A 25,531-nucleotide genomic window follows, 5' to 3' on the forward strand; every position below is an offset into this window, starting at 1 on the left:
TGCGTGCTCCCAGGTGCCCCTCACCTGGATGGTCTCACCATAACATGACTGCGCATGCGCAGCGCATGCAGGGAGTGCACCCACCACTTTCATACCTGATAATGGCTTCGTCGAACGGCTGCAAGGCACGATCCTGAGCGAGCTGTGGCGCATCGCGTTCCGCCGAACGTACTATACGAGCATGGCGCAGTTGGAGCGGGACTTGCAAGCGTACCTGCGTTTCTACAATCGGGAGCGTCCCCATCAAGGGTATCGCCTGCAAGGCCGCACGCCGGCGGCCCTGTTCGCTGGCAGGAAGGCCAGCTAACCCATGCCGCAGAGCTCGGTTGGAGTCCAAGAGTGTCAACACCTCATCCACACTGGACATACTAGTTCTTATATGGCCCACCCCGCGGCGTGCCCCTCACGCATTGCCTCGAGCGCGCGACGGGGTGCGACACAGTCCCCCGCGAGCACGACCTTCGGCACATCGACCAGCGACCTGGCGAGGGAATCGAGAGCCCGGTTCTGCCCGGCGAAAATCAATGTATCGATATTGCGGAGCGCCTCCTCGCGGCCGGAGAATTCGTCGTGGACGATGACGTCGTGCCCCTCTACGCGTGCGACGTCATGGAACGGAAGGGTGCGGACAGACTTCCGTCCTAACCTGACGCGTAGACCGGCGAAGCTCACCGAAATGACGTCAGCCCCCGTTTCGCCGCCTCTGGTAACGATGGTGACCTGGCACTTCCGGTCTGCAAGTTCCTCAGCGATCCCGGCCGCTTTGAAATGCCGGTCATCATCCAGAATTACCACGCGGGGACCCATTTCCTCAAGCCTGCGGAGGGCATCCGTCACATCGATCGGCGCCACCGCGCTGGCTCCTGGGATTTTGGGGAGCACAGGGATGGATCCGGTCGCCATGATCACGGCGTCGAAGGCTTCTCGGCGGATACGTTCGGCAGTTGCCTCCGTTTCCAGTGTGATCTCGACGTTAAGTTTGGAAAGCTGAGATTTCAGCCACACAATCAGCTTGCCAAACTCCGCTCGATTCCGAGCGAGGACGGCAACAGCGATCTGCCCCCCGAGGACATTTGTGCGCTCCCAGAGCGCGACACGGTGGCCTCGAGCCGCAGCCACCCGGGCGGCCTCCATTCCCGCCGGCCCCCCCCCGACGACGAGTACGCGTTTTGGCGAGGAAGTCGGAGCGAGTGCGTGCACGCTCCACTGCGCTTCGCTTCCAGCCGCGGGGTTCACAAGGCAGGTAATCGGGCGCCCGGTGTGGCCCATTCCGACGCATCCCTGATTGCACCCAATGCACTCTCGAATGTCGGCTACTCGTCCTTCGCGAGCCTTGTTCGGAAGCTCCGGGTCGGCCAGCAGGGCGCGGGTCATGGTCACCATGTCGGCGCTGCCCTCGGCCAGGATCGCCTCGGCTTGGGCTGGTTCAATGATCCGACCCACCGCCATGATCGGGATCGGCGTCCCCGCGCGCTGGAGCGCACGGCGAATCTCAGCGGCGAGATACACGAACGCACCGGGTTTGAAAGCCATGTCTGGGATCATCGTGGCGTAGCTGTATCCTCGATACGTCGACATGCTGACGGACAGGAAATCGAGGCCTCGCGCTGCAAGTCGGGCGGCGATCTCCTTCATGGCGTCCAGGTCAAGGCCGCCGAGGGTAAACTCGTCCGCCGAGATGCGCATGCCCACCGCATGGCGCGGACCTACGGTTTCCCGGACGGCGTCGATCACTTCTACGGCCAGCCGGAGTCGGTTTTCCAGACTCCCACCGTACATGTCGCGTCGTTCGTTGCTGAGTGGGGACAAGAACTCTTGCAGCAGATACCCGTGCGCGGCATGGATCTCGATGCCATCGACACCGGCCGTCTTCAGGTGCTCCGCCGTGCGCGCGTGTCCATCCACCACCTCGCGGACTTCGGCCAGGGTCATCTCATGCGGAACTTCCTTGAACACGGGGCAGGGCAGCGGTGAGGGCGCCCAGAGCGGGAGGCGAGTATCCAGTCCAGTGATCTGGCGGCCCTGATGCAAAATCTGCGAAAACACCACGGCGCCGTGCGCGTGGACCGCGTCGCACAGCCGACGATACCCAGGGATCACGCTGGGATCGTACCCCGGCGTTTGGCGCGGGTGCGACATCGTGGTTGGGTGCACCCGCGATGCTTCCAGGACGATGAGCCCCACACCGCCGCGGGCGCGCTCGACGTGGTACGCGATCAACCGGTCGGAGACGTGGTAGTTCTCGACGTACTGCGTCCCATGCGCCGAGCTGAGGATGCGGTTGGGGATGATGCATTCGCGGATTCGGATGGGCTCAAAGAGGTGTGGAAATGCGCCCGTCATCACGGTTCGTTGTCCTCCCCGTCGAGCGCCAGCAACCGGCCCAAAGTGCGAACCGTTGCCAGCGTCTCCAGATGTTCAACCGCATTGATGATTGCAGCGCGGCGCCGGGCGCCGATCCGCTGCGGGCAGAAGTCGCAGCAGGCATGAAACTTCGCAAGGCGCTCCTCATTGGAAAGCGGCCGGCTGGGATGGCCTCGTAGAATGGAGACGGTCTGACGGAGGATGCGGCCATTCGTGAGTCGGATCGCCACCGATTGCGGGACGAACGTGACCGGATCCGTGATCGCGGGATCGCAGTGGACCGTGATGCGTCCCGCGAGCTCCAGCACGGCCGGATCCGCGGTGGCGTGCTCGGTGAAATCCTCCAGCTGGATGCGGCGCCGACAAATCGCTGCCGCGACACAGTACGCGGCGCTGACGATCGCCTCCACAACCGGATGGCCGCGCAGTGAGCCGAACGGATGACCAGAGACGCCGAACGCGTTCGGCGGCAGCGAGATATCCGCCGAGGCGACCTGCGCGGGTTGAAGGTCGTGTGCCAACGTAAGGCTCAGGGCGGCCTCGACGGCGCCATGGTTGTCGCGGGCGCACGGATAGGGCTTGAGCGATAGGTCGAGCAGGTGAAAGCGAGTACCGAGCCCGTCCGTCAGCGTGGCGGGGTGGTAGTCGCCGCGTTCGTAGAGATTGTAGTAGCCGAACTCGCCTTCGAGCCATCGATGGGCGCCGGTCAGGCCGCCTTCGGCGAGGACCGCCGAGAGGACGCCAACCTTGCTTGCGAACCCGGCGTGTACCCGCTTCACGGTCGCGCCCTCGCGCAGCGGCTGGACGTTCGCCGCGGACTGACTGTAGGCGATACCGCAAGCGTCGAGGATGCCCTCGGTGTCGAGCCGCAGGATGCGGGCGGACGCGGCGGCAGCCGCCATGCCGGCGAGCGATCCGGTCGGAAGAAACTCCTGACCGCGCCGTCGCGCGCGCCCCATGCGGCACAGCATCTCGGTCCCCGCCGCCACGGCTGCCAGGAGATCGGCGCCCGTGGCATCGCGCGCCTCGCCCAGGGCGAGCGTAGCCGGAAGGATCGATGGCTGAGTATGCAGCATCGCGTCGTCGAGCGTGTCGTCGAAGTCGCGCGCCGTCGCCATGACGCCGTTGGCGAGCGCCGCCCACGGCGCGGCGACCCGCGTCGGCCGCGCGTAGAGACTGCTGTCCGCGGGGCCGCTCCATTGCGTCACGGCGCGCAGCACCGCATCGACGCCGGGCGCTTCCGCGCCGGCGAGGCTCACGCCGATCGAGTCGAGGATCAACGCTTTGAGCTGGCGGGCAACCGCGTCCGGAAGAGCCGTCACCTCGAGCGCGGCCGCGAAGCGCGCGAACCGATCCTCAGATGTTGGCGGGGTGGGCCTGAGTGTCGCCATGACTACCGCGGCGCGAACCGGCCGCCGAACCGCGCGATGAGCGATTGGAAGATCCGGTCGATTACGAAGCCCAGGGTGCCGAGGGCGATCACCCCGGAAAAGACGGTACTCGTGTCCAGGAACAGAACGCCGCTGTTTACGAGGTAGCCCAACCCCTCGTTCGCAGCCAGCATCTCGGCCGCCACGACCGTCATGAAGGAGTTGCCCATCGCGATGCGCATGCCCGTGAAGATGTACGGTACGCTCGCGGGGAGCATCACCAGGAAGAAGATCTGGAGCGGTCCGCCGCCGAAGGTGCGAGCCATCCGGATCTTGTTCCGGGGGATGGCGATCACCCCGGCCATGGTGTTGAGCGCCACCACGAACACTGTAGTGTACACGATCAGCAGAACCTTTGCGAGCTCCCCGGTGCCGACCCAGAGCAGGACTGGGGCGAACCAAGCCAGCGGAGGGACGAAACGCAGGAAGTGTACGTAGGGCTCGAGCAGGGCGCGGGCCGTCCTGGACGTTCCCAAGAGCAGGCCGAGCAGGATCCCGATCACGCTCCCCGCGATGAACCCGGCGAGGATCCGGAGCAAGCTGACCGCGGCGGCCACTTCCAGCCGTCCGTCGAGGATCAGTCCGGCCAGGCGCGCGAACGTGGTGCTCGGCGGCGGGAAGAGGACAAACAGGTGAAAGCGATCGGCCGCCAGCTGCCAGCAACCCAGCACGGCGACGAGCGAGACACCGTAGATCAATATTGTGTTGAGATGGTCGTCCCACAGCGCCCGCCCGATGCGCGCCCAGCGGGAGGACCCGGCCACCGAGACCGTGGTGAGGAGGCGGTTGTTAGCGTGCACGGTAGCGCCGCAATACACGGTGCTGTGCGAGATCGAAGAGGCGATCCGCGGTAAGGCCGAACACGCCCAAGATGACGATGGTGCCGAACATCACGTCCGATCTGAAGAAGATGCGCGAGCTGTAGATCAGGTAGCCGAGGCCGTTGTTTCCGGCCAGCATCTCGGCGCCGATCACCGTCATGAAGGAGTTACCCATGCCAATCCGCATGCCGGTCACGATGAACGGGACGCTCGTTGGGAGCGTGACGTACCGGAAGACCTGCCAGGGGCGCGCCCCAAACGCCTGTGCCATGCGGATGCGGTCTCGATGCACGTGCGCGACCCCCGCCATGGTGTTCACCAGGACGATAAAGATCGTCGCGTACACGACCAGAAAGAGCTTGGTCGTCTCGCCGATCCCGAACCAGATCGTGGCGGGTGCGATCCAGGCAATCGGCGTGACGAACCGAAAGAAGTTCAGGTAAGGCTCGAAGAACCTCCGCACGATCGAGACGGATCCCATGAGCAGGCCGACGACGGCGCCGCCGAGGCTACCGAGCGCGAACCCGGCGAGGACCCGGAACAGCGTCACCGAGATGTCTCGTGGCAGGATGCCAGCGCGGGCCGTCGTCCCGAGGGCGGCCGCGGTCTGGGTGACTGACGGAAAGAGAATGGAACGGAATACGAGCGTGCTCGTGAGCTGCCAAATGACGAGCATCCCGGCGATCGAGAGCAGTGCTAGGGCGATGTCACGCGGCCCGTCGGTGAAACGCCCTCTCAAGGAGCGGCCGCCGAGGGCGCCACCCGGGAGGGCGGCGGATGCGCCCTTCATCGACTTTCCTTCCGCATCGCGCTCATGACTTCTTCGGAGACCGCCCGCTCGATCCGCGCGTACATCGTCGCGAAGGACGCGTCCCCCCGACTGCGAGGTCGGGGTAGGTCGTTGGTGACGATTTCTTTGATGTTGGAGTCCGGGCCGGCCCGCATGATGCCGATCCGGTCCCCGAGGATGATCGCTTCGGCGATGTCGTGAGTGATGAACAGCACGGTGCGTCTCGTTTCCGTCCAGATGCGCGCCAGCTCGTCCTGGAGGATCGTGCGGGTTTGCGCGTCGACCGCGGCAAATGGCTCGTCCATCAAGAGAATGTCGGCATTGGACACCAGGGCACGTGCGATCTGAACCCGTTGCTTCATCCCACCGGACAGTTCGGCCGGGTGCTTGGCGCCATGGCCGGCCAGTCCCACCGTTTCGAGCACCTGCCCGGCCCGCTGCTTTCGTTCGGCCCGAGACACCCCGGCTAACAGCAGGCCGAACTCGACGTTTTCGGCCGTGGAGAGCCACCCCAGGAGCGAATCATCTCCTTGGAAGACGACGACACGATCTGGTCCGGGGCCCGTGATCGGTTGACCGTCGACCGAGACGTGCCCTTCGAGGGGATGCTCGAAGCCGGCGAGCATGTTGAGGGCGGTGGTCTTCCCGCAGCCGCTTGGCCCCAACAGCAGGAAGAACTCCCGCCGTTTCAACTCGAGGGTAAAGTCGGTGAGGACCGCCGTCTGCTTCTCCCGGTAGGCGAAGGAGACGGCATCGAACGCGATGTACCGGGTCCTCACAGCGCTCGGAACCATGGCGCGCTCAGAGCCTGCTGGGGTCGGCCTCTTTCATGAATTCCGTCGTGACGAACTTCGAGAGGTCGGGCTTGGTCGACACGAGCTTGCGGTCGACGAGGTACTGATCGACCCGATCGAGTTCGGCCAGTGACGCCTTATCGAAACGTACGCTATAGTCGAAATACCCGACGAAGCGCCTGGCGTCCGCGGGCTTTATCTGGAACGCCTGTGAAATGACAGTGGCGGTCTCGTCGGGGTGAGCGTTGGCCCAGTCGCCTGCCTCGATCAGGGCCTTGAGAAACGCCACGGCGAGAGCCTTGTTCGAGTAGACTTTCTGAGAAACGCCCGCGTACACGCGCAGCGGCATGACCCCATCGTCGCCCGAGCGCGCAAGAATCCTCGTGCCCGGGACGTCGTCTGTGGCGCGCGTGAGGCTCGGTTCGAACGCGAAAAAGGCGTCGATGTCCCCCTTCGCGAGCGCAGGCACCATTTGCGCGAATTGCAGATTGACCAGCGTGATTTTGCTCTCATCGAGACCGTAGTGCTTCGCATACAGGTGATAATAGTACTCCGGCGAGGTGCCGAACTGGGTGCCGACTCTCTTCCCGATCAGATCGCCGGGCTTTGTGATGGAGGATTTCGCGACCGCCCCGAACTGCTTGTCGGAGCGCTCGTACTCAGCGATGATCTTGATGTTGCCACCCTGAGCGGCGACCAGCGGGACGTTGTACTGGCCGTTGCCGGCGAAGTCGGACTGGCCGGTCAAGACCGCTTCCAATGCTTCCTGTCCTGACGGAAAGACCTTCAGGGTGGCGTTGATGCCGTGCCGCTCCATGAAGCCGTTCCGGACGGCCACCTGTATTGACGCGTACGAAGCGTCAATCCCCGAGCCAATGACGAGGGAGCCCAACGCCGGCGGAGCCGCCGACGCAACCGGCCCTAAACTTCCCGCGCCGATGGCAAGCACGCAGATCAAGCCCGCGATTAGGGCGCTCGCCCAGACTCGCGTCACAGCGGTCCTGTGCTGCATCTCCCCACCTCCCCTAACGACAGCCGATGCTCATGTGAGTCACGACGGAGCAGGGATCTTGACAGGAATGAAAACGTGTTTTATGTTACAACAGTGTTTCAGAATCTGTCAATTCTCCCTTTATCTGCACGACGGAACGTGCCGCATCGGGAGGTAGCTCATGCCTGTTTGGAGCGATACCTTGAGCGAACAGGACCGACAAGTAATCGCCCGGGGCGGCTACGGCAAGAAGCGAGGCCTCGGCCATGCTCCCGCGCTGATCCTGATCGACTGCCAATATAATCACATCGGCGCTGACAAGCCGATTCTTGAACAGATCACCGAATATCCTGCGGGCGGTGGCGCTGCCGCGTGGGCGGTGGTACGGCAGCTTGTGACGGTCCGTGAGGCGGCACGCGCCGTCGGGATCCCGGTCGTCTACACACGATACTGCTACAGCGTTCGGGGAGCGCGCTACGACGGGTTTGCCCTGAAGCGCGGAAACCTCGAGCGGTTCATTGACGGCGCGCCGGGTACACGCATCCTGGCCGAACTGAGCCCTGCAGACGACGAGCTGGTGGTCGACAAGACGACGGCGAGTGCCCTTTTCGGGACCCCGTTGGTGCAGTATCTGGTGAGGTTGGGGGTCGACTCCGTGCTGATCGGCGGGGTTTCGACTTCGGGGTGCGTCCGCGCGACGTGCATCGATGCCGTCTCCTACGGGTTTAACGCTGCGGTGCTCGAGGACGGCGTCGCAGATCGCATCGAGCAGTCTCACAAGAGCTCTCTTCTCGACCTCTGGATGAAGTACGCCGACGTGATGACGTGCCGCGAGGCGGTCGCGTATCTTCAGACCGTGCCCTCGCTGCGCGCCGCGATGACCGCAACGGCGAGGCCCCGATCATGAGCGTCGACACCATCGTTCGGGGCGGAACCATCGTCACGCCCGAGCGCGGCGTCCGCAGGGAGGACCTGCTGATCAAGGATGGCAAGGTAGTTGGCCTGCTGCTTGACTCCTCCGGGGTTGACGCCGCCGAAGTGATTGACGCCAATGGCAGGCACGTGTTGCCAGGCGCGATCGAGCCACACGTGCACATAGGCATCTACACTCCGTCAGACGGCGAGTGGTACTCCGAAACCTGCGCCGCCGCCTGCGGAGGCGTGACCACGCTCATCAACTACTTCTTTCACAAGGATTCCTATTTGCAGAGCTGGCCGCCCGAACTCGCGATCGCGGAGCGGCAGGCGGTGGTGGACTTCGCGTGTCACTTTGGGATCTTGACCGAGCAGCACGTCGCCGAGATGGCCACATACATCCGCGAATTCGAGGTCACGTCGTTCAAGTTCACGGGCCATTGGAAAGGGTTTGAGAAGCAGCGGATCGGGAGCGACACTCGCATCGATGACGGACTGCTCTATCAAACGTTGCGCGCGGCGGGCAAGTATCCGAACGTGCGTGTCCCGGTGCACGCGCAGAATGTTGAGATCTCGATTCCGCCCTTTGCGCCGCCCGAAGCCGACCACTTTCTCAAACGGGACCACCTGGGTCGCACCGGGCTCGACCTCTGGGACAAGCTCAATCCCGGATTCACCGAGACTGTCTACGCGATGATGGCGTTGTACCTTGCCGAGCGCACGGGCGCTTCAGTTTACCTCGTCCACACAAGTGCGGAAGAAACGCTCCAGGCGCTTCGAGAGCGCTATGATCTGCGCCGCCTGAACAGCTATGCAGAGACCTGCGCCCATTACCTGGCGCTCGACACGGAGTCGCCGTGCGGGGCGCTTGCGAAGGTCAATCCCCCGGTGCGCGACCGGCAGGTGCAAAACGCCCTTTGGCAGGGCGTACTGGGCGGAACCCTCTCGACCGTCGGGACCGACCACTGCGCCATTTTGAAAGCGATGAAGAAGATTGAGACCGGCGACGTGCTGCAGGCGCGGCTGGGATTTTCCGGTATGGCCACCATGTTCCCGGCGCTGGTGACCCACGGTGTCAAGAAGCGCGGGATGAGCCTCGAGCGGCTCGTCGAGATCTCGAGTACAAACGCCGCGAAGATCTTCGGTCTCTACCCGCGGAAGGGGACGCTCACGCTGGGGTCCGACGCGGATTTCCTGGTGACCGACCTCGACAAGAAGCGCGTCGCGTCCGCCAGCTGGATCAAAGGGGTCTCCGACTTCAACGTGTTCGAGGGGGAAGCGTTGTTCGGGTTCCCCGAACGCACCGTCGTGCGGGGACGGACCGTGTACCACAATGATGCCGTGGTGGCGAACCAAGGCTACGGATGCTATTTACCGCGCCGCGCGTGAGCGATCGTGGGCCGGCCCGGGCGCCGCGGTCGCGGATTGTGGGGAGGACACGATGAGCACACATCTGACGCCCAGTCCTGGGCGTCGCCTGCGTGAGCTGCTGGCGCGCAAGCAGATTCTCATGGCGCCCGGGGCGTTTGACGCGCTCAGCGCAAAGCTGATCGAACGCGCCGGCTTCGAGGCCATGTACATGACAGGCGGGGGTACCGTCACGGCGCTGGCCGGACTGCCGGATATCGGACTGCTGAGCGTGACGGAGATGGCCCTCAATGCGAGGTACATCGCGAACGCGGTGCACACGCCGGTCTTCGCCGACGCGGACACCGGGTACGGCAACGCGCTGAACGTCATGCGGACGGTCCGGGAGTATGAGCAGGCCGGGCTGGCCGGGCTACACATGGAAGATCAGGTCTCTCCGAAGCGGTGCGGGCACGTCGCCGGCAAGGAGTGCATTTTGCTGGAAGAGATGGCGGGCAAGATCCGCGCGGCTGTGGCCGCGCGGTCGGACCCGGATTTCGTCATTATCGCGCGGACGGACGCCCGTGCCCCGCTTGGATTCGACGAAGCGGTCAAGCGCGGGCGCGCGTACGCCGCCGCGGGTGCCGATGTCATCTTTCCCGAGGCGCTGCAAACCCGGGAAGAGTTCGCGGACTATGCGCGGGCCGTACGCGTCCCCTTGCTGGCTAACATGGCCGAGTTCGGCAAGACGCCGTACTTATCGGCGAGCGAGTTCGAGGACCTTGGGTACGCGATCGTGATCTACGCCACCTCGGGGCTGCGGGTCGCCCTGCGAGCGATGGAGGCCTTCTATGCCGAGCTCAAGGCTCGCGGGACCCAGACAGGGTGGTTGGATCGGATGTTCACGCGCGCCGAGCTCTACGAGTTGATCGGGTATTCGCGCTACACGGAGTTCGAGCGAGAGTTCGTGGGCGACGCCACGGACCCGCTGGCCTGAGCGCCGGCGTGCACCCGGCGCCCGGGCGCGGTCGACGTCGGGTCCACGCCGGCAACGACACGGAAGGAGCGTCAAGCAGTGGGTAGCACCATTACCGAGAAGATCCTCGCGAAGGCATCGGGGCGGGCCAACATTCGGCCCGGCGACTACGCGGAGGTCACGACCCCATGTCCGACTGTGATCGCCCCCCACTCCGCGATCGACAAGGGCGCAGGGCTGATCCTGGAATGGGGTGCCCGCGTCTTTGACCCGCGCCGCGTCAAGATTGTCGACGGTCATTACGGGGCAACCGCGTCGCACAATGCGGCGGAGAACCGTCGCTGGATGCGGGAGTGGGCACAGACGATGGAAGTACCCGACGAGAATAGCTACGAACTGGGCCGGCAAGGCATCGAGAACATGGTCGCTGTTGAACACTGTTGGCCGCTGCCGGGCGCGTGTTACTTCCAGGGCGTTAACGGTCACATCAGCACCGCTGGGGCACTAGGGGCGTTTGCGAGTGCCTTGTCGTACGGCACCGCCGCCTACCTCCTCACGGGGAAGACGTGGGTGAAGGTGCCGCGCTCGGTGAAGCTCGTGATTCACGGCACGCAGCCGCCGGGCACGTGCCCTCGGGACGTTTCCGAGTACATCCTCGGGCAGCTCGGACCGTCTGGGGCCGTAGGGATGGTGCTGGAGTGGACCGGGCCGTACATCGACGAGCTGAGCATGGAGGGACGATTCTCGATCTGCTCTCAGGCGCTCTTTGCCGGTGCGTGGACGGCGATTATGAACCCCGATCCGCGGACCGTGACCTACGTTACCGCGAGAACCACGGAGCCGTTTGAACCGCTGATGAGCGACGCCGATGCCGAGTACGCGCGGGTGGTCGAATTTGACGTGTCCGCCGTCGAACCGCAGGCCGTCCCGCCGCCAAAGCGCCATGTCGTCAAGGCGGTGCGCGAGCTGGAGGGAACCACGGTGAACCGAGGGTTCATCGGCAGCGACGCCAACGCGTGGATTGACGATCTGCGCCTGGCCGCGCGAGTGCTGCGCGGTCGCAAGATCAAGCGCGGCGTCATCTTGAACATCACCCCGGGGACCGTGAGCATCCTCCGGCAGGCCCTCGACGAAGGACTCATCCGCGTCTTCGTGGACGCCGAATGCGTGGTGCCCACTCCGAACGAAGGCATGGAGTGGGGTGCGAACACCCCCCTTGCCCGCGGGGACGTGTGCATCGCGACGGGGCAGACCAACTACCCTGGGCGGATGGGCAGCAACGACGCCCAGATCTACCTCGCTAACCCAGCGACCGTCGCCGCGTCGTGCATCGAGGGCAAGATCGTCGACCCCCGGAGGTACCTGTGAGCGCGGGGCCCCTTCGGCCGCGCGGCGCACCAGGCCTGCCGCGGCGGCTGAGCGGGAAGGCGTGGGCGTTCCCGGGGATCCTGGACGTGGACTGGGAGATCTGCTCGTACTCGCTGGTCCGGGATTTGCAGCGGAAGGGGATGTTCACCTACGAACAGCTCGGGCAGTACTGCATGATCAACGTCGACCCCGAGTTCCCGCGCAAGGTGCAACCGGGCGACTTCATCGTGGCCGAGCAGAACATGGGGTACGGCCACGATCACGACCACGCGTGCATGGCCATCCGGGGCGCCGGGGTGGGCGCAGTGTTGTGCGAGAGCGCCGCTCCCTACTTCCTCCGCAACTCGATCGATCATGGACTCCCCGTGCTCGAAATCCCTGGTATCTCGACCGCGGTCACCCAGGGGGACGCGCTCGAGGTGCATCTCGCGGAAGGGGTGGTCAGGAATCTGACGGTTGGTGCGGAGTTGTCCTTCGCGCCGTTTCCTCCTTTCATTCTTGAGGTGCTCGATGCCGGCGGTGTCTATCCGATGTTGAAGGCCCGGCTCAGCGCCGCCGGGCGTCGATGAGCACCCGCGCGTCGCACCGCGACGACACACGCTGACAGGGAGAGCGCATTCGGATGAGCCCGCAGAAGGTCTTCGACGCGCGCATGGTCCCGCGCATCAAGGAATGTCTCGGGTCGTGGACGCCCCCGACGACGATCACGCCGCACCTGCGCTACCTGGACCTCTACCGTATGCGAGACCGCGTGATCCCGATCGACATCGAGGAGCAGATCGCGCAGATGCGCGCTGCCGGGGTGCAACGGGCGATCATCTGTGCGGCCGACAATACAACCACGTGGGGCCGCAAGACGCCGAATGAGGTGATCGCCACGCTCTGCGACCGGTATCCGGACGTGTTCGTTGGGTTTGCGGGCGTGGATCCACACAAGGGTATGGACGCCGTGCGCGAGTTTGAGCGCGCCGTAAAGTCGCTCGGTCTGCGTGGCCTCAACCTGGGGCCGTGGCTCCAAAAGCTGCTCGCGAACGACAAGCGCTACTACCCCTTGTACGCCAAGGCGGTCGAGCTGAACGTCCCGGTCGTGTTGCATACGTCGAGCCACTTCGACCCGACCGTGAGCTTCGAGACCGGCAATCCGACCTATCTGGACGAGGTCTGCGTGTTCTTCCCGGAGCTGAAGGTGATCGCCAGTCACGCGGGCTGGCCATGGATTCTGCAGATGATCGCCGTCGCCTGGCGGCACCCGAACGTGTACCTGGAGCTCTCGGGGATCCGGCCGCGGTACCTGCACAAGGAGCTGGTGTCCTATTTCGATACCCCGCTGCTGAAGGGGCGAGTGCTGTTCGGGACCGACTATCCACTCCTCGAGTGGACCCCGAGTATCGAGGACGTGTTGCAGTTGCCCATCGCCACGGAGACCAAGCACGAGATTCTATGGGGCAATGCTGCGCGGTTGTTCGGGCTCGAGGACTGAGCGACGTCGCGCTCGGTCCAACGGCGGGAACACGCAAGAGACAGGGACCGCTCGCGCTGCTAGCGCGGCGGGCAGACGCACCCTTGGGAGTGCAGCATGAAAACCGTTGACTACTCAGTGGAAGGGCCCGTGGCTCTGGTTGTTCTCAACCGACCGGAGAAGAAGAACGCTATCAACCATCAGATGCGGGAGGACGTGCACGCCGCGCTGATCGACATCCGAGATAACGAAGACGTCTGGGTGGCCGTGCTCACCGGCGCTGGCAGCACCTTTTCGACAGGCCACGACCTCAGCGAAACGCTCGCCGGCACCCCGACAGTGGACCAGTTGTACGAGCTTCAGCACTCTATCTTCAAGCCGCTGATCGCTGCGATTAACGGAGCCTGCCTTGCCCAAGGGTGCGGTCTCGCGCTCGGGTGCGATATCTTGGTGGCCGGAGAGCAGGCGTTTTTCGGCTGGCCTCAGGTCAAGCGCGGGATCTGCTCTGTCAGCGGGCCGACCCTGTTGGCGCGCAAGATCCCCTTGAATATTGCGATGGAGTACTTACTGACCGGCGAGTTTCTCGGGGCGCAAGAGGCGCTGGCGCTCCACCTGGTAAACCACGTGGTGCCGTCCGGCGACGTGCGTGCGCGTGCGTTTGAGATGGCCCACAAGATCGCGGCCAACGCGCCGCTCGCGGTGCGCGCCATGAAAGAGGCGACCCTCCGTACCCTGCCGATGCGGCCTGACGATGCCTACCGGTACGCGACGCAGCTGTTGCGGGAGTTGGAACGGACCGAGGACGCCCAGGAAGGCAGCCGAGCGTTTCTGGAGAAACGCGCGCCCGTGTGGCGGGGACGTTGACGAAGGCGGGGCCGATGCCGGCAGGACGATCCGGGGTCGAAGAGCTTGCCGCCGTCTGGGAACGACGGTTCCATCAGATGATGGACTACGTCTGCGCGGCACACCCCTACTATCGGAGCCTGATGCAGCGCCTTGGCCTGTCACGGCGCGACTTCGGCTCTTTGACCGATCTGCGCAAGCTCCCGGTCACCACCAAGCAACAGTACATGGCGGACCCGGACGCGTTCCGGCTCCGCTCGGAATCCCTGGCGGATCTCTCTTTACCTGAACGAACCCTGTGGGGCGTCGTGTACACGACGGGCAGTACCGCGGGGCGGCCGACGCCATTTTACGACACTAGTTACGATCACGTCGCCCGAATCTGGCAGATGCGCGTGGCCACCGAGATGGCGGGTATCACGGCTGCGGATGTCGTGGCCAACTGTTTTCCGCTCACCGCGGTTCCACACCAAGGCTTCCTGAGTGCTTCCTACGGCCCACTCGCAGTGGGAGCGCGAGTACTCACCGGGTTTACCGGCCGCCTTGACACGCCGTTTCCCGTACATCGGACGACAGAGGAGTTCGTCCGACTCATCGCGACTCATCGTGCCACCGTACTCTGGGGAATTACGAGCTACGTGCGTCGGGTTGTTCAGGTGGCGGAGACCCTGCGGCTCGATTTGTCCAGCGTGCGTATCGCCTTTGTTGCCGGGGAGCCGTGTCCTCCAGGGATGCGTGCGGACTTACGCCATCGCCTGGCCTCGTTGGGCGCGACAAGCGTGTTCATTCAAAACGGGTATGGGTGCACTGAGATGCAGGGCCCGACGATCGAATGTACGGAGGAAGGGCCGCTCCACGTTCCGGCGGCGGAGCAGTATTGGTTCGAGGTCGTGGATCCAACCACACATGCGCCGGTGCCCGAGGGTACGCGTGGCCTTGTGTTACTTAGTCATTTGAACCGTCGCGGCACCGTGCTGTTCAGATACGCAATCGGCGACCTTTCGGCGATGATTACGGGCCCGTGCGATCGGTGCGGGCGGGATGGTCCACGGTTCATCATTCCTCCGCAACGAGGCGATGCGCTGGTGAAGGTCCGAGGTACGCTACTGAATCCCGTAGCACTGATCGCGGCGATGAGCGCGGTACCCGGAATCGACGACTTCCAAGTCGTCGTTGCTTACCGCCGCGCGAATGATCCGCTTTCAGGTGAGGAACTGGTCATTCGATTTACTGCCGCTTCAGAGCAAGCTGGAGCAGTAGGCCGAGCGATTACAATGACTGTGCAGGACGTGTCCGAGCTGACTCCCCGTACACTGTACTTGATTCCAGAGGAGTTTGCGGTGTTGCGCGAGGCTGACGAATACAAGTTCAGGCGCTTTCGAGACGAGCGCGATGTCGCGACGACTCACGATGTGGGGCGGTGACCGGTGCGTCGATCACACACGCATCGACAAGCTGAACGCGCATAAGGCACACACGCTGAGGGGAACACATGTCAGCGGGCGATTACGGGACAATCAATGCGATTCGGCGCGCTATGGGCGTGCTGGAGCATCTTTCGGCGGCGCGGCATGGCCTGAGCGTGACGGAATTGGCTAGTGCTTCCAAATTGAGCAAAGCTACCGTCTTCCGCATTCTCGCAAGCCTGCAAGGCGCAGGATACGTGGAGCAGGACCCGCAGAGCCAACGCTATCGCTTGACGCTCAGGATAGCTTCCCTGGCGTTTGCCTTTATCGACACGATGGGATTTGAAGATATCTGTCAGCCGTATCTGGCAGACCTTGCACGAGAGACTGGTGAACTCGTCCAGCTGGCGGTGGTACAAGGTGACGACATGATTTTTGTCGCCAAGGCCGAAGGCACTCAACGTGTCAAGCTCGTGCCGATGCTGGGACGGCGCGTTACGCTTAACGCGAGCGCGGCCGGAAAGGTCTGGTTGGCCTCGTTGGCAGAAGAGGAAGCGATTCGGATCGTTCTCAAGCAAGGGCTACCGCGACTTACCGGCCAGACATTGACTACCGTCGATGCCAATCGGGCCGAATGGGCGCGCGTGCGCCAGCAAGGTTATGCGACGACAGTTCAGGAGTACTGGGACGACGTCAACTCGGTGGGTGCTCCTATCCGAGTCGGCACCAGCCGACGAGTCGTGGCTGGCATCACGGTTGCAGGCCCGTCCAGTCGATTCACCCTTGAGATCATGCGTGCACTCGCACCGCGTCTCGTGACGGTTGCGGACACAATTGCGCGCATGTGGCCCGCGTGGACAGAACCGTTGGCAGCAGTGGCCGGCGAGACATCACCCTCTCCAAGCACGGGCTGACACTATTGGCACCCGCGCCTACGTTCGACCGCGCGTTCGGCCTGTCATGAGGCGAGTAATTAGCGAGGCGCAAGGCAGCTCAGAAGGGGGGCAGGTCAAAATGACGGGAGTGAAAGCGATGGCGCGTCGCTTTGTGGTGAGTGCGCTCATCTGCGTGGTATTGGTGGCCGGGGCCACCTGGTCCGTCCTCCCGGCCGGTGCGTTGTCTCCGATAACGATAGCCACCTTCACTGGCGAAGTGTACGGGCTCGACGTCATTGCAGATCGGCAAGGCTTTTTCAAGCAGCATGGGCTCGACGCAAAGTTTCTTTCGCCACCCAGTGGCGGTGCGGCAGCGGCTCAGTTTCTGGTGGGCGGCAGCATCGCTGGCTGGTCCACTAATCCGGAAATTCTACTGTTGGCCGCAGCGAAGGGCGAAGACATCCGGTTCGCGGGCATGCTGAACGACTGGATCCCTTACGCCATACAGGTACCGCAGAACTCCCCGTTGGCTAAGATCGCGACGGACCCGCACGCGTCCTTCGGCGACAAACTGCAAGCGCTCAAGGGGAAGACGCTTGGCCTGACCGGGATCGGGTCCCTTGTATACTTAGCTTTGCAGGCCGGGTTGCAGCTAGCGGGCGTGCCTTTGGACGCTGTACACATCGTCGCCGTGGGCCCGCCGCAGTCTGGGATTGCCCAACTCAGCAGCGGACGGCTCGATGGGTATGTGACGTATTCGCAGGCGGATGCTGGGGTGATGGCGATCGAAGCGCATACCGTTCAGTATGTCAACCTGACAGGACCAGGTGCTCCTCAGCAGGTTAATAGTTTGAGCACGTTTGCGATGGGCACGTCCGCGCAGTACGCGACCCAGCACCCGGACGATATCAAGGGGTGGCTAGCTGCCTTGATCGACGCATTCAACTGGGAGAAAGCTAACCCCGCTGCGGCTGCGCAGATCATTTCCGACGTCGACTATGGCGGACGGTACGTCTCCGTCATCGCGTCGTCCATTCAACACGCCGTAGCCACGGCGCCACAACAGGATGCGCGGTTTCGAGTGTCGCCGCGCTTACTTAATGACGAGATCAGCTTGTTGGAGACGCTTGGCATTCTCAAGCGCGACGATGTCGTTCGTTACCATATCAACTACCAAACCCTGGTGCTCCCCTACGCGCAGATGCCTGGGGGTAGGTGAGAACGACGCCGCGGTCGTACTTCGGGCGCACGCCGCCACGAACGTCGACACACGCGGGTATTCTCTAGAGCGGGAGGGAGTTCGGAGCAAGGTGCCGGCGCCACAACGAACCGGGGTGGCCATTTCTGTGAAACGCGTTCGACACGCGTTTCCGCAGGGAAACGGCGTGGTACCGGCACTCTGGGACTTTGACTTGGAGATCCCTGCGGGCCAATTCTTGACCATAGTCGGCCCTTCCGGATGCGGAAAGACGACTCTGTTGGCCATGGTTGGAGGCCTTGTCTTCCCCCGCCAGGGGGAGGTACTGCTCGACGGACGTGCCGTGACGGGGCCGCCAGCAGAAGTGGCGTATATGCTGGCGCGCGACGCGTTGATGCCGTGGCGGACTGCGCGCCAGAATGTCGAGTTCGGACTGGAGATCCGCGGGCAGTCACGGGATCTCCGGCGTCAGAAGAGTGCGGAGTGGCTCGACCGTGTTGGCCTCACCGCATTCGCGGATTCCAAAATCAACGAGCTCTCACAAGGGATGCGTCAGCGAGTTGCGATCGCCCGGACGTTGGCGCTTGAGCCACGTTGCTTGCTAATGGACGAGCCGTTCGCTGCGCTTGACGCGCAGACGCGGATGTTATTGCAGCAAGAGTTCTTGCGTTTGTGGGAGCGTGTGAACGCCACGGTCATTTTTGTTACCCATGATCTTGGCGAGGCGATCCTCTTGGGAGATCGGGTCGTCCTTGTGAGCCACCGCCCTGGCCGCGTTGTCGCCGATGTAGCGGTCGCCATTCCGAGACCTCGGACCACTGAGATTGAATTGGACGATCCAAATTTCCGTCGCTACCATCGGCTTCTGAGCGGGCAGCTCAAGACCGAAGTGCGAGCACAGCTTTCACCAGCGGAAGATGAATGAGGAGTAGACGACTGATGAACTCGATGGGAGCCAACTATGGGGACTGTGCGCGTGACTCAAGCTACTAGCGCGGCGCGCACCGCTGACCTCCAAACGTTTGAGGCGAGTATTCGCGCGGAGATGCGCACAATGCGGCGACGGTATGAGGCAACGGCGTGGACGGTGCGCATTGCTGCGTTGCTAGTAGTCTTGGGCGGGTGGGAATTTCTTTCCGCGACCAATATCATAAAGGCATTCTACATCAGCGATCCCATATCGGTTGCCGTGTCACTGATCAATGTCTTGGGCCAGGGCGCAACTTGGTATAATCTTTGGCAGACGCTCGTCGCCGCTGCGATTTCCTTAGCAGTCGGGTCGATACTTGGAGTAGCTGGCGGCGTTGCGCTGTGGCGCGTATCGGTGCTCGCACGGGCATTCAATCCTTACATCACGCTGTTCAATGCTCTGCCGCGCCCTGCGCTCGCGCCGTTGTTTATCATGTGGTTTGGCCTCGGAGTCACCGCCAAGGTTTTTGTTGCAGTAACTATTGTGTTCTTTCTCTTGCTCGTGAACACGATGGCCGGATTGAGCAACGTCGACCCGGATATCTTGGCGTTGGCCAACTCCCTAGGCGCGTCGCGGCTCCAGCGATTTCTCCTTGTGGAGATCCCCTCGGCATTACCTAGCATCGTGGCTGGACTTCGGCTGGGGGCGGTCTACTCCGTCCTTGGGGTCGTCGTTTCTGAAATGGTCGCCTCTTATTATGGGTTAGGGCAAATGTTGGTCAAAGCCACAAACGGGTTCCAAGTCAGTATGTCATTCGCCATTCTGGTGCTTATGGCGGCAATGGCGGTGGTCCTGGACGTTGGCGCTTGGTTATTGCAGCGGCACGTCCAACAAGGGGAAGAGTCTCGGGCTTCGTTGCGGTAGGCAGGCCACCCTGTGACTTGGCACGTCAGAGTGAGCCGAGAATGTTTTGCCCGATAATGCGCCCCAGCCCAAACGCCATGAGAAGTCCGTTCCCTGACGTGTATCCGTCCGCCCCGTCGCCCGAGATTCCCGCTGCGGTCCCCCCGCCGGCATACAGGTGTCCGACCGGTTGACCGTTGGAGTGCAGCACGTGGCCGTTTGCATCGATCTTGAGGCCGCCTTGCGTATGTGCTAGTGCACCAGTGACGGTCGCCGCATACAGCGGCGGTGTCAACGCGTGCCCCAGGAGCACGCGTCCAAAGCGGTCTTGAGACTGTGCTACCGTACGCTCATACTCCTGGAGCGTGCCAATGAACGTCGAAACGTCCATGTGAAAACGCTGAGCGAGATCTGCCGCACTGTGGAACCGGTGGATGCCACCCGCCCGCTCCGATTCGACCATTGTGTTAGTGTGCCTGAGGCGTTCGTGGATCCATTCATCCCAGATGGCCACCGCGATGCCGCCGGGCTGTCGCAGGACCACCGCCGCCCACTCTGAGTAGCCTTGGTCCTCACGCGCAAAGCGTCGGCCCGTTCGATCGACCATGATGCCGCCTGCACTCACTACCCCGGGGTTAAGGCGTGTCCCGAGGCCGTGGAGCACGAAACCGAGCCCTTGATATGCGCTCATTCTCTCGATGGCCGCACCGGCTGTCATCCCCCAGACAATGCCCTCCCCGGTGTTGCTTTCGGACCCGACGTATGGAGCGCCAATCATCTCGGGAATGTACTGCGCGACCATGGTCGGGTTGGCGGCAAATCCGCCAACTGCGAGGACGACTTTCCGCGCATTGATGGAGGCGCGTCGATCTTGATATTCTATGTCCACACCCGTCACCGCCCCGTTGCTTGTATGTAGGCCGCGGCAGGGCGCAGGGTCGAGGAATGTCACGTTTGGAAGCCGGGACACAAAGCTTCGCAACGCGTCGATAAGCGGTGCACCCGACCGCATCGGATGGGCGTGCATGCGTGGTCGACTATGCCCAATCCAGTGTGTTTCAGGCGCAAATTCAATCGGGATGCCGACCGTGTCGGCAAGCCAGTGCACCACGCGCGCCGACTCGTGACACAAGGCCAGGATAAGCGTGGCGTCTCCCCGGCCATGATTCTTGCGGAGGATGTCCTCCGCCATGAGCTCCGGTGAGTCATCGCGAATGCCCGCGGTGCGCTGGAATCGAGTTGCCGCCGCTTGGATCATGCCTCCCGCGAGTTGCGCATTGCACCGCATACGCGTGTCCTTTTCGAGGAGCAACACGCTGCTCTGCGCGTTCGCGCTCGCTACGGTCGCAGCGACGACTAGACCGCAGGCGCCGGCACCGACGACGACCACGTCGTATAGGTTGCGCCAGTCTGCGTCAGCCACAATTCGCCCCCACATCATGCTATTCTCAACGTTACGTGCATCGGTTCGCGGAGCGGCTTCTTTCGCTCAGCGGCGCGTCTGCCTCTCACCCCGCTCAACGACCTCGCGACACGTCCGCTCCACGCGCAGGCCAGCGGGTTCCTGTCGTGTCAGGCGTCTGGGGTCGAAGGTACGGACAGTTTGTAGAGCTTGGTCGCGTTATCCCGCAAGAATTCTCGCTTCGATTCAGCGCGAATTGGCAGTGTTTCAATCTCACGACGGGCGATCTCCGGATCGATCAAAGGAAAGTTGGTTCCAAAGATACCCTTGTCCGGCCCCACGAGTCGATGAACTGCGCAACCTCGGGCTTCCACAAGCGAGGAGGCAGGGCACTGGAACCAATATAAACATGCGGGTGTTTCCACGCAACACGCATCATCTCCTCGGTTCATGGCCATCCTATGTGGATGCCAACGAGCTTCAACTCCGGGAGGTCGCATGCAACGGCGCCCAGGGTGATCGACCTCCCGACGCTCCTCAAAGGCCGATCGGCCGAGTAACGTATACTGTGACCCACCTGTACCTGAGTGGGGATGTCGAGCTCGACGCACTTCGCATAATAAGAATAGTATTTCGCACGGTCGGGAGGTTAGGTCAAACCAGTGGGGGTACAGGTGAGCGCCTATGAACTTGTGTGCCTTAACCGCGTCCTGACTCCGGGATATTGAAGTGTCAGGTGATCCTCGTGCTGATGTTGTAACATGGGCGCCCCCAGGATGGCCCGAATAAGACACGAACGCGTCCACGCGAGGCTGCCGGGGAGGGTCCGGACGAAGAAACGGGATTGGCTCCGTCAATGAAAGGAGTTGCAGGAATCAAAACGGAAATCTGGGTCCAAGCCAAGATGGGCGAGATCGGGGTCAACGTGGAGATGTGGAGTTCCGGTAGTCTCCTCGCACGCGGCCGCGCGCTAGCACGAGTTTAGCCCGGCGATCCGGCAGTTTCTCTTTTTTGGGATGTGTGGTTGTGGCGATAAGGCCGCGTCAACACGGCCCGGACATCGACAGGTCGCGGCCCGGAGGCCTCGGGACAACGTAAAGCGCTGAACGCGGTTGGCAGCACGAGACCGATCCAACATGCCCGGATCGCGAGGTGAATCCTCGGGTGCGTAGGGGTGCGCAGTTATGGAGGTGACGGTGGCTGGCGGGATGGTCGTCACGCCACACCCGGTGGCCTCGGACGCGGCGGCGCGCGTGCTGCGGGCGGGTGGCATGGCGGTTGACGCGGCGGTCGCCGCCGGCTTTTCGCTCTCGGTCGTTACGCCGGCCAGCACGGGAATTGCTGGATACGGCGGAAGCGCCCTCATCTACGACGCGCAGCAGCACGCGCTTCATGCCGTGGATTTTGACTCGCGCGCGCCGGCGGCCGCATCGCCCGACATATTTCCGGTCCGCGAGAGCTCCGGCGGCAGTCTCTGGGTGCCCGGGGCGGCCAACGTGATGGGGGCCCAGGCGGTGGACGTGCCAGGCGTGCTCGCCGGGTTGACCCTGATGCAGCGCCGATTCGGCACCCTGTCGCTTCGGACGGTCATTGAGCCAGCGATTGAATCCGCGGCAGAGGGCTATCCGATCGACGAGCAGAACGTGCTGAGCATCCACGAGACGCTCGTCCCCAACGCTGATCTGTTCCCGGACGTCTTGAACCTGTTTTCCGTTGGGGGCCGAGTACCTGAGGCAGGCGAGCTCCTCCGGAACCCTGCCCTGGCCCGTGCGCTGGAGGCGATAAGCCGGGACGGTCCTGAGTTGTTCTACCGGGGCGACATTGCCGGGGCGATTGTCAAGACAGTCCAGGCGGGCGGCGGCCGGCTCACGCTGGACGACTTGGCGTCATACGAAGCCAAAGTCGTCGAACCCCTCCGCTGTACCTATCGCGGATTTTCGATCGCGGCGGCGCCGTTGCCGATGGGCGGCCTCACAACGCTTCAGATGCTGCGCGTGCTGGAGAACTTCGATGTCGCGGGCATGCGCGACGACGTGGCGCTCGTCCATTGTTTCGTGGAGATCGCGAAGGCCTGTTGGCGGGAACGCCTCCTGCGGTATGGCGATCCGGACCACGCTACAGTACTCGCGGACGAGGAGCTGGACGAGCGTCGGATCACGGTCTTGCAGCGTGCTGTGACGGCGGGGTTGGAATTGCCCTCCGCTGGGGAGGTGATCTCGCCGGACCCGTCGGACAGTGGGACCGTCCACATTTGCGCCGCCGATTGTCGCGGCAACGTCGTCACGCTCACGATCACCCACGGCGGTGGGTTTGGCAGTCTCGTGGTCGTTCCGGGGACCGGCATTGTCCTGGGCCACGGGATGTCGCGGTTTGACCCCCGGCCGGGCCGCCCCAACTCCGTCGCGCCCCGCAAACGGCCATTGAACAACATGAACCCGCTGTTGGTCGCCAAAGATGGCCGGCCGATCTTTGTGATCGGTGGATCGGGCGGACGCACCCTCTTGTGCACTGTGCCGTATGCGGTCGTGCGCATTATCGACCGGGGCGATTCGCTTGCGGCCGCGCTCGCCGCTACGCGGTTTCACGTAGAGTCGGCTGAGCCGGTGCAGATCGAAGAGGGTGGGGCTGTCCTGAAGACGCGGCTAAGACGGCTTGGGCACCAGGTGCGGACGCGTCCCCGGTTTGGTGGGGTGCAAGCGCTGGCACTTGGGTCCGGCACGGAGCCCATGACCGCCGCCACGGACCCGCGATGGAGCGGTGCGGTGGTGTCGGTCTAAGATCATTCCCGTAGATCGTCCCCGCAAGCGACTCGTGGCGAGGGACATAGAAAGGGATGGCATCGAGCGCGTTCTCTACGCGGTGGTCACGTCGGCGTTTCCTGGCCGCCCGGGCGGCGGACGCTGTCCCCGTCAAGTGCCGCGCCGTTTTTCGCGCGGGTACCCCTGCCGCTGGCCGAGGCGTGCCAGGCGAAAACGCTGCGCACAATGCCACGGCGCCGAACGGCTCCGCACCTTGGACCGCTGCGGAATGGCATGCGTGATGACGGCAGCCGATCCAACGAATCCATGGCCTCTATAGGGGTCGCGATTGCAAGAGCGTCGCCAGAAAGGCGTGCCGAATGTCGGTTCCGTGAAATTGACTGATGCCAGCAACGGCGAGCCTACCCACACAGCCACGAGCCCGCCTGCAGAAGCATCAGGTCCATCCGCAAAGCTCTTCTCGCTCACAGGATTGTCCCAAGAAAGTCGTCGCTCGTTCGCAACATACCATCCACCTGCATGTTCCGGGAGGGTCAGGAGGAGTTTGACAGAGCGCGAGTAAGTGAAGGCACCAACGCGGACACAAGCAATGTCCGCGACGGGGGCGAAACAATGCTACATGGCGAGTTGTCACGTCGGTGCTTCCTTGCACGTGTCGTTGCTGCGAGCTCTTTGGGGGTGGCCTCCTTGGGCGGGGGCCCAGCCCTTCTCCGCTCATTCTCGGTGGCGGCTCAGGGTGTCCGTGGCGGACTCCTCCGGGCCACATTAGGGGCCGAGCCAGAGACCCTCGATCCTCACACTGGCGGCACCTTATTCGACATTGATATCTCGGTGGCGCTGTTCGATGCCCTGACCTACAATGACACGGTCACCGGGTTGCAAGGTGCGCTCGCGGAATCGTGGCAGTCTCCCGATGCGCTGGTATGGACGTTCCGATTGCGGCGAAATGTGAAGTTCCACAATGGTGACCCGGTCAACTCAGCCGCGGTTAGGGCATCCGTGGAGCGTATCGAAAACAAGACGCTCGGAGTCAACCACAGCTACACGGTTGTGATCGATCAGGTCGCTTCTATCGAGACACCTGATCCGCTCACGATCGTCTTCCGCCTTAAACAGCCGAACGCGAGCTTTCCCTTGAGTATGGCCGATATCATGATCATCCCGCACAGCTTCGATCCCGCAAAGCCCGTGGGCGCCGGACCGTTTCGGTTCACGGAGTGGGTGCGTGATCGGTACGTCCGGGTACGACGCTTTGAGGGGTACTATCGTCGAGGTATCCCGTACTTGGACGAAATAGCGTTTCTGCCAACTCCCGACGAGAATCAGAAAGTCGTGCTGCTGCAAACGGGGCAAGTCGACTTCATCGATACCATTCCGTTGCCCCGGGCGCAAGAAGTCCAAAAAGCCGGGAAGTCTCAAGTGTTTGCAGTTCCGCCAGGCATCGCTCCTTCAGCATATGTTATGATGACGAATACTCGTCGCCCGCCGCTCAACAATTCCAAAGTCCGCCAAGCGATGAATTATGCAGTCGACCGGCGCGCGCTCCTCGATGCGACCTTTGGGTTCGGTGCGATCAAATCGAATCCCATCCCCCCGAAGCACTGGGCTTTCGACCCGACTGCGGCTTCCTACAATACACGGGATGTGGTGAAGGCGAAGCAGCTCTTGCAGGAAGCGGGCGTGCCGGGGGGATTCTCGGTTCAACTAAAACACGTCACCAGCCGGGCGGAGTTCACGACGATCGCCCAACTGTTCCAAGCCAACATGGCCGACATTGGCATCAAGGTGAACATCGTCCCGCTGGAATTGGGCGTGTTTGTGGATCAAGTCGAAGCCAAACTAGTGCCTATCCAACTTGATGGAGCGGAATCGGTACAGCGGGCAGGTGGTGCTGCCCGCCCGCCGGTTGCGCCACGTGAGGTACCGGCTAATGCGCCGGCGTCGGACCAGATGGGTGGAATCGTCCGACCCGGCCACGGT

General features: G+C 63.0%; 21 protein-coding genes. 14 read left to right on the forward strand and 7 right to left on the reverse strand.

All coding sequences use genetic code 11. The features are described from left to right. Positions 1-375: 375 nt before the first annotated feature. Genes VKZ50_09880 through VKZ50_09905 form a run of 6 tightly spaced genes read right to left on the reverse strand, consistent with a single transcriptional unit; the run spans position 376 to position 7,211 of the window. Positions 376-2,343 carry an FAD-dependent oxidoreductase gene (locus VKZ50_09880; GenBank protein HLJ60029.1) on the reverse strand — a complete coding sequence of 656 codons (1,968 nt, stop codon included), beginning with the start codon at positions 2,341-2,343 and terminating at the stop codon, positions 376-378. Next, positions 2,343-3,755, reverse strand: coding sequence for an MmgE/PrpD family protein (locus VKZ50_09885; protein HLJ60030.1), 1,413 nt, complete (start codon positions 3,753-3,755; stop codon positions 2,343-2,345). Before VKZ50_09885 ends, VKZ50_09880 begins: the two co-directional genes overlap by 1 nt. A gap of 2 nt (positions 3,756-3,757) precedes the next feature. Next, positions 3,758-4,594, reverse strand: a complete 837-nt coding sequence (locus tag VKZ50_09890; protein HLJ60031.1) for an ABC transporter permease — start codon at positions 4,592-4,594, stop codon at positions 3,758-3,760. Continuing rightward, entirely contained in the window at positions 4,584-5,405 is an 822-nt protein-coding gene (locus tag VKZ50_09895) for an ABC transporter permease (GenBank protein HLJ60032.1), read from the reverse strand. The genes VKZ50_09890 and VKZ50_09895 overlap by 11 nt, the downstream gene beginning before the upstream one ends. Continuing rightward, positions 5,402-6,199, reverse strand: coding sequence for an ABC transporter ATP-binding protein (locus VKZ50_09900; GenBank protein HLJ60033.1), 798 nt, complete (start codon positions 6,197-6,199; stop codon positions 5,402-5,404). The genes VKZ50_09895 and VKZ50_09900 overlap by 4 nt, the downstream gene beginning before the upstream one ends. A gap of 7 nt (positions 6,200-6,206) precedes the next feature. Further along, on the reverse strand, positions 6,207-7,211 hold the full coding sequence (locus tag VKZ50_09905; GenBank protein HLJ60034.1) for an ABC transporter substrate-binding protein: 1,005 nt from the start codon (positions 7,209-7,211) through the stop codon (positions 6,207-6,209). A 160-nt stretch (positions 7,212-7,371) separates the two neighbouring features. Between VKZ50_09905 and VKZ50_09910 the strand changes: the two genes are divergently transcribed. The 12 genes from VKZ50_09910 (at position 7,372) to VKZ50_09965 (ending at position 19,411) form a co-directional block, all read left to right on the forward strand. Then, positions 7,372-8,097: an isochorismatase family protein gene (locus tag VKZ50_09910; protein ID HLJ60035.1), complete on the forward strand. Its 726-nt coding sequence runs from the start codon at positions 7,372-7,374 to the stop codon at positions 8,095-8,097. Next, positions 8,094-9,494 carry an amidohydrolase family protein gene (locus VKZ50_09915; protein HLJ60036.1) on the forward strand — a complete coding sequence of 467 codons (1,401 nt, stop codon included), beginning with the start codon at positions 8,094-8,096 and terminating at the stop codon, positions 9,492-9,494. Before VKZ50_09910 ends, VKZ50_09915 begins: the two co-directional genes overlap by 4 nt. A gap of 52 nt (positions 9,495-9,546) precedes the next feature. Then, the gene (gene prpB / locus VKZ50_09920) at positions 9,547-10,449 is read left to right on the forward strand and encodes a methylisocitrate lyase (protein ID HLJ60037.1); all 903 of its coding nucleotides are present in this window, start codon (positions 9,547-9,549) and stop codon (positions 10,447-10,449) included. 78 nt (positions 10,450-10,527) lie between these two features. Continuing rightward, positions 10,528-11,796: an aconitase family protein gene (locus VKZ50_09925; GenBank protein ID HLJ60038.1), complete on the forward strand. Its 1,269-nt coding sequence runs from the start codon at positions 10,528-10,530 to the stop codon at positions 11,794-11,796. Further along, positions 11,793-12,365, forward strand: coding sequence for a 3-isopropylmalate dehydratase (locus tag VKZ50_09930; GenBank protein ID HLJ60039.1), 573 nt, complete (start codon positions 11,793-11,795; stop codon positions 12,363-12,365). The genes VKZ50_09925 and VKZ50_09930 overlap by 4 nt, the downstream gene beginning before the upstream one ends. A 53-nt stretch (positions 12,366-12,418) precedes the next feature. Then, on the forward strand, positions 12,419-13,276 hold the full coding sequence (locus VKZ50_09935) for an amidohydrolase family protein (protein ID HLJ60040.1): 858 nt from the start codon (positions 12,419-12,421) through the stop codon (positions 13,274-13,276). A gap of 96 nt (positions 13,277-13,372) precedes the next feature. Next, complete coding sequence (locus VKZ50_09940) at positions 13,373-14,119, forward strand: enoyl-CoA hydratase-related protein (protein ID HLJ60041.1); 747 nt, start codon at positions 13,373-13,375, stop codon at positions 14,117-14,119. A gap of 14 nt (positions 14,120-14,133) precedes the next feature. Further along, positions 14,134-15,522 (forward strand): AMP-binding protein, encoded by a 1,389-nt coding sequence (locus VKZ50_09945; protein HLJ60042.1) that lies wholly within the window; start codon positions 14,134-14,136, stop codon positions 15,520-15,522. Between the two features lie 68 nt (positions 15,523-15,590). Continuing rightward, positions 15,591-16,418, forward strand: a complete 828-nt coding sequence (locus VKZ50_09950) for an IclR family transcriptional regulator (protein ID HLJ60043.1) — start codon at positions 15,591-15,593, stop codon at positions 16,416-16,418. 100 nt (positions 16,419-16,518) lie between these two features. Continuing rightward, positions 16,519-17,598 carry an ABC transporter substrate-binding protein gene (locus VKZ50_09955; GenBank protein ID HLJ60044.1) on the forward strand — a complete coding sequence of 360 codons (1,080 nt, stop codon included), beginning with the start codon at positions 16,519-16,521 and terminating at the stop codon, positions 17,596-17,598. A 127-nt stretch (positions 17,599-17,725) separates the two neighbouring features. Next, complete coding sequence (locus VKZ50_09960; GenBank protein HLJ60045.1) at positions 17,726-18,502, forward strand: ABC transporter ATP-binding protein; 777 nt, start codon at positions 17,726-17,728, stop codon at positions 18,500-18,502. A gap of 129 nt (positions 18,503-18,631) precedes the next feature. Next, a complete protein-coding gene (locus tag VKZ50_09965; protein HLJ60046.1) occupies positions 18,632-19,411 on the forward strand; it encodes an ABC transporter permease in 780 nt (259 codons plus the stop codon). Positions 19,412-19,436: 25 nt separating this feature from the next. Here the strand turns inward: VKZ50_09965 and VKZ50_09970 are convergent, their stop codons facing one another. Next, complete coding sequence (locus VKZ50_09970; protein ID HLJ60047.1) at positions 19,437-20,813, reverse strand: FAD-binding protein; 1,377 nt, start codon at positions 20,811-20,813, stop codon at positions 19,437-19,439. A 1,175-nt stretch (positions 20,814-21,988) separates the two neighbouring features. Between VKZ50_09970 and VKZ50_09975 the strand changes: the two genes are divergently transcribed. Together VKZ50_09975 and VKZ50_09980 are read left to right on the forward strand one after the other, a co-directional pair. Continuing rightward, positions 21,989-23,569, forward strand: a complete 1,581-nt coding sequence (locus VKZ50_09975; protein HLJ60048.1) for a gamma-glutamyltransferase family protein — start codon at positions 21,989-21,991, stop codon at positions 23,567-23,569. Between the two features lie 813 nt (positions 23,570-24,382). Next, the coding region (locus VKZ50_09980; protein ID HLJ60049.1) for an ABC transporter substrate-binding protein at positions 24,383-25,531 on the forward strand (1,149 nt) is incomplete at its 3' end.

The organism is bacterium, from assembly GCA_035295165.1.
GTDB lineage: Bacteria > Sysuimicrobiota > Sysuimicrobiia > Sysuimicrobiales > Segetimicrobiaceae > JAJPIA01.

Excerpts from the sequence above, each read along its gene's own strand:
- VKZ50_09940 (HLJ60041.1), top strand. The coding sequence starts at position 13,373 with ATGAAAACCGTTGACTACTCAGTGGAAGGGCCCGTGGCTCTGGTTGTT.
- VKZ50_09935 (HLJ60040.1), top strand. The coding sequence starts at position 12,419 with ATGAGCCCGCAGAAGGTCTTCGACGCGCGCATGGTCCCGCGCATCAAG.
- VKZ50_09950 (HLJ60043.1), top strand. The coding sequence starts at position 15,591 with ATGTCAGCGGGCGATTACGGGACAATCAATGCGATTCGGCGCGCTATG.
- VKZ50_09905 (HLJ60034.1), bottom strand. The coding sequence starts at position 7,211 with ATGCAGCACAGGACCGCTGTGACGCGAGTCTGGGCGAGCGCCCTAATC.
- VKZ50_09915 (HLJ60036.1), top strand. The coding sequence starts at position 8,094 with ATGAGCGTCGACACCATCGTTCGGGGCGGAACCATCGTCACGCCCGAG.
- VKZ50_09965 (HLJ60046.1), top strand. The coding sequence starts at position 18,632 with ATGCGGCGACGGTATGAGGCAACGGCGTGGACGGTGCGCATTGCTGCG.
- VKZ50_09900 (HLJ60033.1), bottom strand. The coding sequence starts at position 6,199 with ATGGTTCCGAGCGCTGTGAGGACCCGGTACATCGCGTTCGATGCCGTC.
- VKZ50_09880 (HLJ60029.1), bottom strand. The coding sequence starts at position 2,343 with ATGACGGGCGCATTTCCACACCTCTTTGAGCCCATCCGAATCCGCGAA.
- VKZ50_09910 (HLJ60035.1), top strand. The coding sequence starts at position 7,372 with ATGCCTGTTTGGAGCGATACCTTGAGCGAACAGGACCGACAAGTAATC.
- VKZ50_09955 (HLJ60044.1), top strand. The coding sequence starts at position 16,519 with ATGACGGGAGTGAAAGCGATGGCGCGTCGCTTTGTGGTGAGTGCGCTC.
- VKZ50_09885 (HLJ60030.1), bottom strand. The coding sequence starts at position 3,755 with ATGGCGACACTCAGGCCCACCCCGCCAACATCTGAGGATCGGTTCGCG.
- prpB (HLJ60037.1), top strand. The coding sequence starts at position 9,547 with ATGAGCACACATCTGACGCCCAGTCCTGGGCGTCGCCTGCGTGAGCTG.
- VKZ50_09945 (HLJ60042.1), top strand. The coding sequence starts at position 14,134 with ATGCCGGCAGGACGATCCGGGGTCGAAGAGCTTGCCGCCGTCTGGGAA.
- VKZ50_09895 (HLJ60032.1), bottom strand. The coding sequence starts at position 5,405 with ATGAAGGGCGCATCCGCCGCCCTCCCGGGTGGCGCCCTCGGCGGCCGC.